This is a genomic window from Hydrogenophaga sp. (assembly GCF_048549895.1).
Lineage (GTDB): Bacteria > Pseudomonadota > Gammaproteobacteria > Burkholderiales > Burkholderiaceae_C > Hydrogenophaga.
On record NZ_JBLYYB010000043.1, the window covers coordinates 1 to 13,651 of the forward strand.

The following is a 13,651-nucleotide window of genomic DNA, read 5'->3' on the forward strand; positions in this document are numbered from 1 at the left end:
ACCACGTAGACCAGCATGATGCCGGCCACCACCCTCACCGGCGAAACATCCAGCCCCTGCACCACTTCGGCCAGCTGGGCCGGCACCTGGGTGAGCGCCAGCGAGGTGTTCATCATGTCTGCGCCGATGAAGATCAGGAAGATCATGGCGCTGGCTGCGGCGGTGGAATAGAAGCACTGGCGGATCTTGGCCAGCGTGAGTTCGCGTTTGAGCAGTGCCGCCACAAAGGTGGCCGCAGCGCCCACGCCTGCGCCTTCGGTGGGGGTGAACAGGCCACCGTAGATGCCGCCGAAGACGATCAGGAACACGATGGCGATCGGTGCCACGCCGATGAAGGCTTCCATGGTGAGTTTGGCGTGGTCGTCATCATGCTCAGGCGCGTGGCCCGGCACCAGGCGCACATAGACGGCGATGGCGATCATGTAGCCGAGCATCGCGATGATGCCCGGCACCATGGCCGCCGCGAACAGCTTGGCGATGTTCTGCTCGGTGAGGATGGCGTAGATCACCAGCGGCACCGACGGCGGGATCAGGATGCCCAGGGTGCCGCCCGCGGCCAGCGTGCCGGTGGACAGGCGCCCCGAATAGCCGTGGCGCTTCATCTCGGGCAGCGCCACCGAGGTGATGGTGGCCGCCGTGGCCACCGACGAGCCGCAGATGGCGCCGAAGCCCGCGCTGGCCAGCACGGCCGCCATGGCCAGCCCGCCCTTGAAGCGGGAGGTGACCACGCTGGCGAACTGGAACAAGGCCTTGGAGATGCCGCCCTGCGTGGCGAAGTTGCCCATCAGGATGAACAGCGGAATCACGGAGAGGTCGTAGCTGGCAAAGCGCGCGAAGGCAGCGCCGTTGAGGTTGTTGAAAAACGGAGGCCAGCCGACCTGGAAGATGTAGCCGAAACAGCCAGCAAAAAACATGGCGATCGCGATCGGCACGCGAATGGCCATCAAGCCCAGCATGGTGGCGAAGATCATCCCCGCCAGTGACAAAGAACTCATTCGCCCTGCTCCGAAAAATTGCCAAAGATGGTCTGCGTCCAGGCAATCACGCCGGTGAGGATCAGCGGGGGCACCATGAAGGCATAGACGATCCACTCGGGGAAGCCCAGCATCATGGAGGTGGTTTGTGAGTCGTAGGCACTCAGGCCACCCACGGCGGTGCGCCAGGCCAGCAGCAGCATGGCGCCACCCAGCAGGAAGCTGCCGAAGCGGTCGAGCTGCGCGTTCGTGCTGTCGGACAGCTTGGCGGTGAAGAAGTCCACCACGATGTTTTCGCGCTTGAGCTGGCACCACGGGAGGAACAGGGCCACCGCGGCACCCGCCGTCACGGCGGTGAGTTCGTAGTCACCGACCAGCGTGACCCCGATGGTGTTGCGCCCGATCAGGCTCGCGCAGGTGATCAGGGTGATCACGGTCAGCAGCACGCCCGCCAGGATCGCGCTGGCCCGTGCCAGCAAGGACAGTAGCTTCAATTTTTCACCTTCAACAAAGAGAAACCGGCCGCCATCCGCCTGCAACGGCAATGGAGAGCCGGTCGTGCCGGCCCTGCGCGGGTTGCGCTCGGGCCGGCCGGGATTATCGCCGCGCCTTACTTCTGGTTCTTGGCGATGAGGGCACGGGCTTCGGACACCAGCTTGGCACCGTCGATGTTCTTGCCCTTCATCTCGTTGATCCAGTCGGTCTCCACCGTGGCTGCCGTGCGCCTCCAGCGCTGCGTCTCGGCCACGTCAAGGGCCACGATGTTGTTGCCCGCCTTCTCGGCAATCGCACGCCCGGCCTTGTCGCCGTCGTCCATCGCGCGGCCAAACATGGCGGCGGTCTCGATGCCCGAGTTCTTGTCGATCACGGTCTTGAGGTCGGGCGGCAGCTTGTCGTAGGACGCCTTGTTCATCGAGAACGCGAAGGTCTGCGTGTACAGACCTTGGGCGCCGGCGAAGGTGGTGTGGTTCTTCACCAGCTCGCTCACCTTCAGCGCAGGGGTCACCTCCCATGGGATGGTGGTGCCGTCGATGGTGCCTTTGGAGAGCGCGTCGGTCACGGCCGGCACGGGCATGCCCACGGGTGTCGCGCCCAGCTTGGTCAGCATGTTGCTGATGATGCGCGAGCCGCCGCGCACCTTCATGCCGCGCAGGCTCTCCAGGCCCATCACCGGTGTCTTGGTGTGGAACAGGCCGGGGCCGTGGGTGTGCACGGCGATCAGCTTCACGTCCTTGAATTCGTCGGCGGCGAACTTCTCCACGTACTCCTGGATCGCGCGCGAAGACTGCTCTGCCGATCCGCTCATGAAGGGCAGTTCGAACACCTCGGTCTTGTTGAAACGGCCTGGCGTGTAGCCCAGCACCGTCCAGCTCAGGTCCACCACGCCGTCGCGGGCCTGGTCAAACAACTGGGGCGGCGCGCCGCCCAGTTGCATCGCGTGAAACAGCTGGACCTTGATCTTGCCGCCCGACTCGGCTTCGACCTTCTGCGCCCACGGGATCAACGCCTTGGCGGGAATGGTGGCCTGCTGCGGCAGAAACTGGTGCAGGCGCAGCGTCACGGTCTGCGCCAGGGCGGGGCCGGCCAGGGACATGGCGGCCATGGCACCCACGGCAAGCAGGGTGGTGCGGCGTTTCAGAAAGCTCATGGTTTGTCTCCAGCTGAAAGGATGGTTGAGCCCGGGTGACGGATGAACTCGGGTGACGAGTCACCAGCCCCGGATCGTTTCTTCATTCGAACACCCGAACTGTGCATGGGCCAGGGTGTTAACGCCAGTGTGTGAAGAGACTTTCAGATATGCCGTTATTTTATGAAACGACCTCACCCAGACGGCCCGGAAGGCAACGCCCCATCACTTGCTGTGCTTCGCGATCAGGGCGCGGGCCTGCGACACCAGCTGGGTGCCGTCGATGTTCTTGCCCTGCACTTCCTTGATCCAGTCGGCCTCCACCGCCACTGCGGCGGCCTGCCAGCGCTTTGTTTCAGCAGCGTCCAGCGTCACGATGTTGTTGCCTGCTTTTCTGGCCACCTCCAGGCCCGCCTTGTCGCCGTCGTCCATCGCGCGGCCAAAGAAGGCGGCGGTCTCCACGCCCGAGTTCTTGTCGATCACGACCTTCAGGTCGGCCGGCAGCTTGTCGTAGCTGGCGCGGTTCATCACCAGCGCAAAGGTCTGGGTGAACAGGCCGGTCGGGCCGGCGAAGCTGGTGTGGTTCTTCACCAGCTCGGCAATCTTCAGCGACGGCGTCACCTCCCAGGGAATGGTGGTGCCGGCGATCGTGCCCTTGGTCAGCGCGTCGGTCACCGCAGGCACCGGCATGCCCACCGGCGTGGCGCCGAGCTTGCCCAGCATGTTGCTGATCACGCGCGAGCCGCCGCGCACCTTCATGCCGCGCAGGCTCTCCAGCCCCGTCACCGGGTCCTTGGTGTGGAACAGGCCCGGGCCGTGGGTGTGGGCGGCCAGCAGTTTCACGTCCTTGAACTCGTCGGCGGCGAACTTCTCCACGTATTCGTGGAAGGCGCGCGAGGCCGGCTCGGCCTGGCCGCTCATGAACGGCAGCTCGAACACCTCGGACTTGCTGAAACGGCCCGGCGTGTAGCCCAGCACCGTCCAGGTCAGGTCCACCACGCCGTTGCGGGCCTGGTCGAACAGCTGCGGCGGCGTGCCGCCCATCGACATCGAGTGAAACAGCTGCACCTTGATGCGACCACCCGACTCGGCCTCGATCTTCTTGGCCCACGGCGCAATGGCGCGCGCGGGAATGGTGGCCGAAGGCGGCAGGAACTGGTGCAGGCGCAGGGTGACGGTCTGCTGGGCCAGGGCGCTGCCCGTCAGGGCGGTGGCGCCCAAGGCTGCGAGGGCCACGATGGCGTTGCGGCGTTTGAGAGAAGTCATCGAGAAGTTCCTGTCGTCAGAAAAGATGGCATTCGGCGGCCCCGCAAAAGGGGCGCCCGGACATGTGTCACGTCAGACACAAGGCCGCTAATGTGCCGCCAAGGCTTTGCATACACCAGCCCGTTTCGCGACTTGCAGCTATTCCGAGTCGGCATGAAACGCCGCTTGCGTGGGTACGATGCGCGCATGACCCCAGCCCTCGCCTTCCACTTCGACTTCATCTCCCCCTTCGGCTACTTCGCCTCGCTGCGCATCGAGGAGCTCGCGGCGCGGCACGGGCGCACGGTGAAGTGGCACCCCATGTTGCTGGGCGTCTCGGTGATGAAGGTCATGGGCCTCAAGCCCTTGCTCGACACACCGCTCAAGGGCCCCTACACCGAGCGCGATGTGCTGCGCTACGCAAGGGAGCACAGCGTTCCGATGCAGCGCCAGCCGAGGGACACGGTGATGAGCCCGCTGGCCTGCGGACGCGCGCTGGCCTGGGTGAACCGCCACCAGTCGCAGCGCGCCGCCGAGGTGGTGCACGCCCTCTACGGCGCCTACTGGGGCCGGGGGCTGGACCTGTCCACACCCGAGTCGCTGATCCCTGTGGTGGGTGACGAGATCGCGCAAGCTGCTGCCAGCGAAGAAGCGGCAGCTCTGCTGCGCGCCGAAGTCGACGCCGCGCTGCAGGCCGGCGTGTTCGGCTCACCCACCGTGCTGGTGGACGGCGAGCCGTTCTGGGGCATCGACAAGTTCGAGCAGATCGACCGCTGGCTCGCCAGTGGCGGCTGGTGAGCCTCAGCCGAAACGGATCTCGACCGTCAACGCAATCGCGGCGAGCGCGGCGCGCAAGCGCTGCGACAGGTCGTCATCGGCCACACCACCGAGCGTGATCAGCGCACGCTGGCGGCCACCCTCGTCGCTGGCCTCCACACGCACCGCACGCTGCGGCGCCAGCCCTTGCGCGATCTCGCTCAAGCGGATCTCGATGGCGCGCAGGCGCAGTGTGGGCTTGAACACCTTGCCGATGGCCGTCAGCGGCAACGCGTCCACCAGCACCACGCGCTTCGGGCAGGCGGGCCGTTCGTACACCTGCGGCGCCACTTCGCGCAAGAGTGCGTCGGCATCCAGCCCCGTGCCGGCGCGCAGCACCACAAAGGCCACCGGCACCTCGCCCGCGTAGGCGTCGGGCTCGGCCACCACGGCGCACTGCGCCACGGCAGGATGCGCCATGAAGGCGTCTTCCACCAGACCGGGGTCGATGTTGTGCGAGCCGCGGATGATCACGTCCTTGGCGCGGCCAGTGATGTGGATGCGGCCCGCCTCGTCGAGGTGCCCGAGGTCGCCGGTGACGATCCAGCCGCCTTCGAAAAGCCCTGCATTGCGCTTGGCATCGAGATAACCCGGGCTCATGTGCGGGCCGTGCAACACCAGCACGCCGGTCTCGCCAGAGCCGCAGCGCTCATCGAGCTTCGCTTCGCCATCGCGCCAGGGCACGGCATGCACCTCGGTGTACGGCAGGCGCAGGCCGGCCGAGCCGGGCGTGCGTGGACCCAGCAGCGGCTCGATGCTCACCAAGCCGGCGCACTCGGTCATGCCCAGGATGTTGCGCACAGGAATGCCGGTGGCGGCCTCGAAGCGCTGCGCCAGCTCGGCCGGCAGCGGTGAGCCGCCGGTGAAGGCGGCGCGCACGGCTGCGATATTCGCATTCACCGGCACCCCCAGCAGGCTCGCCAGCACCGTGGGCACACAGGCCAGGTGCGTCACGCGCTCGCGTTCGCAGAACTGCCAGTAACGCTGCATAAAGCCGGTGTTGCGCATGCCGCTGAGCGTTGGCAAGACCTGGCGCGCGCCGATGGCCAGCAGCGCCAGACCGTACACAAAGGCCCCGGCCACGTGAAACAGCGGGAAGCCGTTGATCTCCACCGCGGTTTCGTCCATGCCGTAGAAGGCGTGTGCAAACCACGCCGTGTGGGCCTCGTTGCCGGCGGTGTGCTGCGCCAGTTTGGGCGCACCGGTCGTGCCGCCGGTGTGGAACAACGCCACCACGCGGTCAGGGTTCAGGTCGGGCTCGAACGTGAGGGTGTCCGGCTGCGCGGCCATGAGGGCTTGCAGCGACGGCGTACCGGGCACCGCCTCATCCACGGTGATGGGCACGACCACGGTGGCGTGCAACGCCTGCGCGGCCAGCGCCGTGGGCCACACCGCGAGTTCCGCGTTCGGCCCCAAGGCCACCAGCACCTTCGCACACGAGGCCTGCAACAGCGCAGCGATGTGGTCGGGCTGCAGCAAAAAGTTGATCGGGCACACGCGGCCCGCCAGCTGCGCGCCCCACAGCACGGCGTGCGCCTCGGGCGTGTTGGGCGCGAGCATGGCCACGGTGTCGGTCTCGTGCACGCCAAGCGCGCGGAACGCGTTGGCCGCGCGGTGGATGCGGGCCAACAGTTCGCGATAGGTCACGCGCTGCGGTGCTGTCTCCAGCGACGCGTCGGGCAGGAAGGTGAAGGCCTCGCGCTCGGGGAAACGTTCGGCCGTGGCGCGGATCAGTTGGTAAGGCGTGCGGTGGGGCGCCACGCCTTCCAGCGGCGCAAGCTCCAGCGCTTCAATGTCCGCGATCGTCGTGAATGCCTTCATGACAAGCCAAGCAGACGGACCGCATTGCCCTTCAAGATGCCGGGCATCACCTCGGGCTTGAAGCCGGCCACTTCAAAATCTTTCATCCAGCGCTCGGGCGTGATCAGCGGGTAGTCGCTGCCAAAGAGGATGCGGTCTTTCAAGAGCGTGTTCGCGTACTGCACCAGTTGCTTCGGAAAGTACTTCGGGCTCCAGCCACTCAGGTCGATCCACACATTGGGCTTGTGCGTGGCCACGCTCAGCGCCTCGTCCTGCCACGGAAAACTCGGGTGCGCCATGACGATCTGCATGTCGGGGAAATCGATGGCCACGTCGTCCAGGTGCATGGGGTTGCTGTACTCCAGCCGCAGGCCGCCACCGCAACGCATGCCGCTGCCAATGCCGCTGTGACCGGTGTGAAAGATGGCGGGCAGCTTGTGCGCGTTGATCACTTCGTAGATCGGCCAGGCCATCTTGTCGTAGGGGTGGTAGCCCTGCACCGTGGGGTGGAACTTGAAGCCCTTGATGCCCTCCTCCTTGATGAGCCGCTCGGCCTCGCGCGCACCCATCTTGCCTTTGTGCGGATCGATGCTGGCGAAGGCAATCATCATGTCGCTGTTCTCGCGCGCGGCCTGCGCAATCTCCTCGTTCGGGATGCGGCGGCGGCCCAGTTGCGACTCGCTGTCCACGGTGAACATCACCAGGCCGAGCTTGCGTTCGCGGTAGTAGGCAACGGTCTCTGCAATCGTGGGCCGGCGGTCGCTGCCGAAGAACTTGTCGGCCGCGCGGTCGTACTCCTCGCCGTAGTTGTCAAACGGGTTGCGGCAGCTCACTTCCGCGTGCGTGTGGATGTCGATCGCGATCAGGTTCTTGTGGTCCATGAAGGTCTCCGGGGGCGTGTTTTGACCTAGGGTAAACACGGGGGTCGGTCGGACGGGATTGCCTTGTTTTGGTTATTGTTTATAACCATAATCAGCCCTCGTTTCAAGCGCAAAAACCCCGAACCAGCGGCCGCCGCCGACACCCGACATGCCCATCCATTCCACCGACATCAGCCTGAGCCTGCAAGGCGCATCCAGCGAAATCGCGGTCATCACGCTCAACCGCCCAGCCAAGCGCAACGCGCTCAACGACGGCCTGATCCTGGCGATCCGCGACATGTTCCAGGCCATGCCGCACGGCGTGCGCGCCGCCGTCATCCATGGCAGCGGCGACCACTTCTGCGCCGGCCTCGACCTCTCCGAACTCAGCGAGCGCGACGCCGGCCAGGGCCTGCACCACTCGCGCATGTGGCACAGCGCGCTGGAGTGTGTGCAGTACGGCCCGGTGCCGGTGGTGGCAGCCTTGCACGGTGCGGTGGTGGGTGGTGGTCTGGAGCTGGCCAGCACCTGCCACATCCGCGTGGCCGACGAATCCGCCTTCTTTGCGCTGCCCGAAGGCTCGCGCGGCATCTTCGTGGGTGGCGGTGGCTCGGTGCGCATCCCGCGCCTGATCGGCGCCGCGCGCATGGCCGACATGATGTTCACCGGCCGCGTCTACAAGGCGCCCGAGGCCGAACGCATCGGCCTCACGCAGTACCTCGTGCCGCAGGGCACGGCGCTGGACAAGGCCATGGAACTGGCCACGCGCATCGCGCAGAACGCACCGCTGACCAACTACGCGCTGATGCACGCGCTGCCGCGCATCGCCGAACAACCGGCCGACCAGGGCTACCTGACCGAAGCCATGATGGCCGCGATTGCGCAGAGCGACCCGGAAGCCAAAACGCGTGTGCGCGCCTTCCTGGAAGGCCGCGCCGCCAAAGTGAACAAAGAGTGAGCGCCATGAGCCAGAACGCGACCATGGCGAAATACCGCCCGCTCACTTTCGGCGTCACCCGCGCCACGCTGCGCGACGGCGCCCAGGGCACGCACTACCTGAGCGCCGACCAGGACCTGCCGCCCTTCCCGGATCGCATCACCGACCGGCTGGTGCACTGGGCCAAAACGCGCCCCGATCAAACGGTGTTTGCGCGCCGCACGAAAAACGCCGACGGAACGACCGGCGACTGGCGCCACATCACGTTCGCGCAGGCGCTCGACGCAGCGCGGCGCATCGGCCAGGGCCTGATCAACCGTGGCCTCTCGGCCGAGCGACCGGTGCTGATCCTGAGCGAGAACGACCTGGAACACGCGCTGCTGGCGCTGGGCTGCGTCTACGCCGGCATCGCGTATTGCCCGACCTCGCCCGCCTACTCGCTGGTGAGCCAGGACTTCGACAAGCTGCACCACGTGGTGAAGACGCTCACGCCCGGCCTGGTGTTCGCCAGCGACGCGGGCCGCTACAGCCGCGCCATGCTCGCCACGCTGGGCGATGGCGTGGAGCTCGTCACCACCGAAGGCACCGTGCCCGGTCGCGCCACCACACCGTTTGCCGAGCTGCTGGCCACAGAAGCCACCCCTGCGGTGGACGCCGCCATGGCCGCGACCGGGCCGGACACCATCGTCAAGTTCCTGTTTACCTCGGGCTCGACCAAGATGCCCAAGGCCGTGATCAACACGCAGCGCATGTGGTGTGCCAACCAGCAGCAGATGGTGGCGTCGATGCCGGTGCTGGCCGAGGGCCCGCTGGTGCTGGTCGACTGGCTGCCCTGGAACCACACCTTCGGCGGCAACCACAACGTGGGCATGGTGCTGTTTCATGGCGGCACGCTCTACATTGACGACGGCAAACCCACGCCCGCGCTCATGGGCGAGACGCTGCGCAACCTGCGCGAGATCGCACCCACGGTGTACTTCAACGTGCCCACCGGCTTCGAGGCGATCGCCAACGCCATGAGAACCGACGAGGCGCTTCGCAAGACGCTGCTCTCGCGCGTGCAGATGTTCTTTTACGCCGGTGCCTCGCTGGCCCAGCCCGTGTGGGACGCGCTGCACGCCGCGCAGGAGAGCGAGATCGGCGAGCGCATCGTCATGGGCACCGGCCTGGGCATGACCGAGTCCGGCCCCTTCGGCATCTTCGTGACCAGCCCCAACGTGAAAGCCGGCGACCTGGGCCTGCCCACACCGGGACTGGAGCTCAAGCTGGTGGACGCGGGCGGCAAGACCGAGGTGCGCTACAAGGGTCCCAACATCACGCCCGGCTACTGGCGCATGCCGGCCGAGACGGCCGAGGCCTTCGACGAAGAAGGCTTCTTCAAGACCGGCGACGCGGTGAAGTGGATCGACGAAACCGACATCCACCAGGGCCTGAAGTTTGACGGCCGCATCGCCGAAGATTTCAAGCTCGCCACCGGCACCTTCGTGAGTGTGGGCCCGCTGCGCGCCAAGATCATCGCGGCCGGCGCGCCCTACATCCAGGACGTGGTGATCACCGGCCTGGACATGAAGGAAGTGGGCGCCATGGTGTTCCCCACGCCGCTGGTGCGCGGGCTCAGCGGCCTGGGCAATGAGGCCTCGATGCACGACGTGCTGAGCAGCGCACCGGTGCTCGCGCACTTCCAGCGCGTGGTGACCGAACTCGCCAAAACATCCACCGGCAGCGCCAGCCGCATCGCACGCCTGTGCCTGCTGGCCGACCCGCCCACCATCGACCGCGGTGAAGTCACCGACAAGGGCTCGATCAACCAGCGCGCGGTGCTGGCCCACCGCGCCGAGACCGTGGCCCTGCTGCACAGCGACGGCCTGCACGCGATCCTCAAACCTGAATAAAGAGACCACCATGGCAACCCGCGGATTCTTCAACGCCTTCGACGACGTCTGGCTGCTGGCCGGCGTGCGCACGCCCATGGTCGACTACTGTGGTGCACTCGGCCACATCTCGCCCACCGACCTCGGCATCAAGGCCGCGCGCGCGGCGCTGGAGCGCGCCGGTGTGCCGGGTGAACACATCGGCTCGGTGATCGCGGGCAACATGGCGCCCGGCGACTTCGACCAGTTCTTCCTGCCACGCCACATGGGCCTGTACGCTGGCGTGCCGGTGGAGGTGCCGGCCATCATGGCGCAGCGCATCTGCGGCACCGGCTTCGAGCTGTTCCGCCAGGCGGGTGAACACATCCAGGGCGGCGCTTGCGATGCCGCGCTGGTGGTGGGCACCGAGAACATGACGCGCAACCCCATCGCCGCCTTCGACCACCGCACCGGCTTCAAGCTCGGTGCACCCGTGGGCTTCAAGGACTACATGTGGGAAGCGCTCAAAGACCCGGCGGCGGGCATCAACATGATCCAGACCGCCGAGAACCTGGCGAAGCAATACGGCATCACGCGCGAGGAGGTGGATGCGTTTGCATCGGCCTCGTTTGCCAAGGCCGTGGCCGCGCAGGAGAGCGGTTTCCTCGCGGGCGAGATCGTGCCGGTGGTCAGCGAGAAGTTTGAACTCGCTGGCTACAAGGCGCGCGGGATCAAGCTGCAAGGCAAGCTCACCGAAGTGGCGGCCGACACCCACCCGCGCGTGTCGCCGGTGGAGGTGCTGGCCAAGCTGCGCGCGGTGTTTGAAGGCGGCGTGCAGACCGGTGGCAACAGCTCGGCGCTGGTGGACGCGGCAGCGGCCTGCGTGGTGGCCTCCGGCACCTACGCCAAGGCCAACGGCAAGCAAGCGCTGGCCCGCGTGGTCGCGGCATCGGCCGTGGGCGTGCCGCCCGAGATCATGGGCATCGGCCCGGCGCCCGCCATCCGCTTGCTGCTGGAGCGCACCGGTCTGTCGTTAAACGACATCGCGCGCTTCGAGGTGAACGAAGCCCAAGGCGCACAAACACTCGCCGTGGCGCGCGAACTCGGCATGGACCTGGACCGCCTCAACGTCAACGGCGGCGCCATTGCGCTCGGCCACCCACTCGCCGCCACCGGCGTGCGCCTCACGCTCACGCTGGCGCGCGAACTGCAGCGCAGCGGCCAGCGCTACGGCATCGCCAGCGCCTGCGTGGGCGGCGGCCAGGGCATGGCCTTGTTGATTGAAAACCCCTCGGCCTGAAACACAAGAAGGACAACACCATGAACATTCAAGGACACGCCGCACTCGTCACCGGCGGTGGCTCGGGCCTCGGCGAAGCCACCGCGCGCGAACTCGCGCGCCTGGGCGCCAAGGTTGCCGTGCTCGATGTGAACCTGGACAACGCCAAACGCGTGGCCAGCGAGATCCAGGGCATCGCCTGCCACTGCGACATCACCAACACAGAGAGCCTGCAGGCCGCCATGGACGCAGCTGCCGCGGCCCACGGTCCGGCGCGCATCCTCATGAACATCGCCGGCATCGGCAGCGCCAAGCGCGTGGTCGGCAAGGACGGCTCGGCCGCGCCGCTGGAAGACTTTGCCAAGGTGGTCACGGTCAACCTGATCGGCACCTACAACGCCAGCCGCCTGTTCGCCGCCGCCTGCGCGAAGCTGGAACCACTGGAAGACGGTGAGCGCGGCGTGATGGTGTTCACCGCCAGCGTGGCCGCGTTCGACGGCCAGGTGGGCCAGCAGGCCTACAGCGCGTCCAAGGGCGGTCTGGTGGGCATGACGCTGCCGATGGCGCGCGATCTGGCGCAGCACGGCATCCGCGTGTGCACCATCGCGCCGGGCCTGTTTTCCACGCCGCTCATGCGCACCCTGCCCGAGCCGGTGCAGGCCTCGCTGGCGGCGAGCATCCCGTTCCCGCCGCGCCTGGGCAAGCCCGAAGAGTTCGCCGCACTGGCCGCGCACATCGTCACCAACACCCACCTCAACGGCGAAGTGATCCGTCTCGACGGTGCACTGCGGATGGCTCCAAGATGAGCAAGGTTGTCGTCTTTGAGGTGGAAGTGATGTTCGGCGATTGCGACCCGGCCGGCATCGTGTTCTTTCCCAACTTCTCCAAGTGGATGGACGCGTCTTCGCTGAACTTCTTCGTGAAAAACGGCGTGCCGCCCTGGCGCGAACTGGTGAAGACGCGCGGCATCGTCGGCACGCCGCTGCTGGAGATACACACCAAGTTCATGCGCCCCGCCACCTACGGCGAGCGCCTGCAGATCCACACCAGCGTGACCGAATGGCGCGAGAAGGTGTTCATGCACAAGCATGTGGTCAAACGCGGCGACGACGTGCTGTGCGAAGGCACCGAGACGCGTGCCTTCGTGATCCACCCGCCCGAGGCACCCGAGCGCATCAAGGCCATTCCCGTGCCCGAGGACATCAAGGCGCTTTGCAGCTGAGTCCGTTTTTCCACACCCATTGCCCACCACCCAGAAGGAGACACCCATGAGCACCCGCCGCCATTTCATCCAGGCCACCGCCGCCACCACCCTGCTGGGTTCGCTCGGCCTGCAGACCGTCCGCGCCCAAGGCCTGGAGCAGGTCAAGATCGTCAACGGATTCCCCGCCGGCGGCAGCGCCGATGTGACCAGCCGCCGCATCGGTGAAAAGCTCGGTGGCAGCGCCTACACGAAGAACGCCGCCGTGGTGGAGAACAAGACCGGCGCAGCCGGCCGCATCGCGGTGGAAACCGTGAAGAACGCCGCGCCCGATGGCGCCACGCTCCTGCTCACGCCGTATTCGATGATGTCGATCTACCCGCACATCTACAAACAGCTGAGCTACGACCCGTTCAAGGACCTGGCGCCCGTGTGCATGGCCTCCATGCTCACGCACGGCCTGGCGGTGGGCCCGATGGTGCCGGCCTCGGTGAAGACGGTGAAGGACTACCTGGCCTGGGCCAAGGCCAACCCCAAGGACGCCAACTACGGCTCACCCGCCGCCGGCTCCACGCCGCACTTCCTGGGTGCGCTGCTCGGGCTGGAAAGCGGTGTGGACCTCAAACACGTGCCGTACCGCGGCTCCATCCCCGGCATCACCGATGTGATCGGTGGTCAGCTCGCCAGCATGGTCACGCCGCACGGCGACTTTTTGCCCAACCACCGCGCCGGCAAGCTGCGCATCATCGCCACCTCGGGCAAGACGCGCTCGCCCTTCGTGCCCGACGTGCCCACCTTCGCCGAACAAGGTTTCCCCGATCTCGTGGTGGAGGAGTGGTTCGGTTTCTACGCGCCGGCCAAAACACCGGCCACCGTGATCACCAATGCCAACACCGCCATCAATGCCGCGCTGAAGGAAAAGTCGGTCATCGATTCGCTGGCCCTTTCGGGCATGGTGCCGGTGGGCGGCAGCGCCGAGGACATGGCGAAAAGCATGCAGTACTACTTCGAGTTCTGGGGCCCGCTGGTCAAGAAGATCGGCTTCACCGCCGAGTCTTGAGC

13 protein-coding genes are annotated in these 13,651 nt (G+C 66.5%); 7 read left to right on the top strand and 6 right to left on the bottom strand.

What is annotated here, in order from left to right; translation table 11 throughout:
- From ACN4F8_RS04010 to ACN4F8_RS04025, 4 genes are all read right to left on the bottom strand, one after another.
- Positions 1 to 995 (bottom strand): TRAP transporter large permease (locus ACN4F8_RS04010; protein ID WP_419472363.1); only part of this gene is annotated, 995 nt, incomplete at its 3' end.
- Positions 992 to 1,468, bottom strand: a complete 477-nt coding sequence (locus ACN4F8_RS04015; protein WP_419472364.1) for a TRAP transporter small permease — start codon at positions 1,466 to 1,468, stop codon at positions 992 to 994. The genes ACN4F8_RS04015 and ACN4F8_RS04010, both read right to left, overlap by 4 nt.
- A gap of 116 nt (positions 1,469 to 1,584) precedes the next feature.
- Entirely contained in the window at positions 1,585 to 2,622 is a 1,038-nt protein-coding gene (locus ACN4F8_RS04020) for a TRAP transporter substrate-binding protein (RefSeq protein ID WP_419472365.1), read from the bottom strand.
- A gap of 204 nt (positions 2,623 to 2,826) precedes the next feature.
- The gene (locus tag ACN4F8_RS04025) at positions 2,827 to 3,867 is read right to left on the bottom strand and encodes a TRAP transporter substrate-binding protein (RefSeq protein WP_419472366.1); all 1,041 of its coding nucleotides are present in this window, start codon (positions 3,865 to 3,867) and stop codon (positions 2,827 to 2,829) included.
- Positions 3,868 to 4,053: 186 nt separating this feature from the next.
- On the opposite strand from ACN4F8_RS04025, the gene ACN4F8_RS04030 reads away from it, so the two are divergent.
- On the top strand, positions 4,054 to 4,644 hold the full coding sequence (locus ACN4F8_RS04030) for a 2-hydroxychromene-2-carboxylate isomerase (RefSeq protein ID WP_419472367.1): 591 nt from the start codon (positions 4,054 to 4,056) through the stop codon (positions 4,642 to 4,644).
- A 3-nt stretch (positions 4,645 to 4,647) separates the two neighbouring features.
- On the opposite strand, the gene ACN4F8_RS04035 is transcribed toward ACN4F8_RS04030, so the two are convergent.
- Together ACN4F8_RS04035 and ACN4F8_RS04040 are read right to left on the bottom strand one after the other, a co-directional pair.
- Entirely contained in the window at positions 4,648 to 6,483 is a 1,836-nt protein-coding gene (locus ACN4F8_RS04035) for an AMP-binding protein (RefSeq protein WP_419472368.1), read from the bottom strand.
- The gene (locus ACN4F8_RS04040) at positions 6,480 to 7,343 is read right to left on the bottom strand and encodes an amidohydrolase family protein (RefSeq protein WP_419472369.1); all 864 of its coding nucleotides are present in this window, start codon (positions 7,341 to 7,343) and stop codon (positions 6,480 to 6,482) included. Before ACN4F8_RS04040 ends, ACN4F8_RS04035 begins: the two co-directional genes overlap by 4 nt.
- Positions 7,344 to 7,491: 148 nt before the next feature.
- Between ACN4F8_RS04040 and ACN4F8_RS04045 the strand changes: the two genes are divergently transcribed.
- From ACN4F8_RS04045 to ACN4F8_RS04070, 6 genes are read left to right on the top strand one after another with little or no spacing between them, the layout of a single operon-like run.
- Positions 7,492 to 8,280 (top strand): crotonase/enoyl-CoA hydratase family protein, encoded by a 789-nt coding sequence (locus ACN4F8_RS04045; protein ID WP_419472370.1) that lies wholly within the window; start codon positions 7,492 to 7,494, stop codon positions 8,278 to 8,280.
- Positions 8,281 to 8,285: 5 nt separating this feature from the next.
- Positions 8,286 to 10,151: a feruloyl-CoA synthase gene (locus ACN4F8_RS04050; protein ID WP_419472371.1), complete on the top strand. Its 1,866-nt coding sequence runs from the start codon at positions 8,286 to 8,288 to the stop codon at positions 10,149 to 10,151.
- Between the two features lie 10 nt (positions 10,152 to 10,161).
- Positions 10,162 to 11,409, top strand: a complete 1,248-nt coding sequence (locus ACN4F8_RS04055; RefSeq protein ID WP_419472372.1) for a thiolase family protein — start codon at positions 10,162 to 10,164, stop codon at positions 11,407 to 11,409.
- Positions 11,410 to 11,429: 20 nt separating this feature from the next.
- Positions 11,430 to 12,194 (top strand): SDR family NAD(P)-dependent oxidoreductase, encoded by a 765-nt coding sequence (locus ACN4F8_RS04060; protein WP_419472373.1) that lies wholly within the window; start codon positions 11,430 to 11,432, stop codon positions 12,192 to 12,194.
- Positions 12,191 to 12,610 carry an acyl-CoA thioesterase gene (locus tag ACN4F8_RS04065; RefSeq protein WP_419472374.1) on the top strand — a complete coding sequence of 140 codons (420 nt, stop codon included), beginning with the start codon at positions 12,191 to 12,193 and terminating at the stop codon, positions 12,608 to 12,610. Before ACN4F8_RS04060 ends, ACN4F8_RS04065 begins: the two co-directional genes overlap by 4 nt.
- 46 nt (positions 12,611 to 12,656) lie before the next feature.
- Entirely contained in the window at positions 12,657 to 13,649 is a 993-nt protein-coding gene (locus ACN4F8_RS04070; protein WP_419472375.1) for a Bug family tripartite tricarboxylate transporter substrate binding protein, read from the top strand.
- Positions 13,650 to 13,651 lie beyond the last annotated feature (2 nt).

Coding starts and splice junctions, on each gene's coding strand:
- ACN4F8_RS04020 (WP_419472365.1), bottom strand. CDS start 2,622: ATGAGCTTTCTGAAACGCCGCACCACCCTGCTTGCCGTGGGTGCCATG.
- ACN4F8_RS04025 (WP_419472366.1), bottom strand. CDS start 3,867: ATGACTTCTCTCAAACGCCGCAACGCCATCGTGGCCCTCGCAGCCTTG.
- ACN4F8_RS04030 (WP_419472367.1), top strand. CDS start 4,054: ATGACCCCAGCCCTCGCCTTCCACTTCGACTTCATCTCCCCCTTCGGC.
- ACN4F8_RS04035 (WP_419472368.1), bottom strand. CDS start 6,483: ATGAAGGCATTCACGACGATCGCGGACATTGAAGCGCTGGAGCTTGCG.
- ACN4F8_RS04040 (WP_419472369.1), bottom strand. CDS start 7,343: ATGGACCACAAGAACCTGATCGCGATCGACATCCACACGCACGCGGAA.
- ACN4F8_RS04045 (WP_419472370.1), top strand. CDS start 7,492: ATGCCCATCCATTCCACCGACATCAGCCTGAGCCTGCAAGGCGCATCC.
- ACN4F8_RS04050 (WP_419472371.1), top strand. CDS start 8,286: ATGAGCCAGAACGCGACCATGGCGAAATACCGCCCGCTCACTTTCGGC.
- ACN4F8_RS04055 (WP_419472372.1), top strand. CDS start 10,162: ATGGCAACCCGCGGATTCTTCAACGCCTTCGACGACGTCTGGCTGCTG.
- ACN4F8_RS04060 (WP_419472373.1), top strand. CDS start 11,430: ATGAACATTCAAGGACACGCCGCACTCGTCACCGGCGGTGGCTCGGGC.
- ACN4F8_RS04065 (WP_419472374.1), top strand. CDS start 12,191: ATGAGCAAGGTTGTCGTCTTTGAGGTGGAAGTGATGTTCGGCGATTGC.
- ACN4F8_RS04070 (WP_419472375.1), top strand. CDS start 12,657: ATGAGCACCCGCCGCCATTTCATCCAGGCCACCGCCGCCACCACCCTG.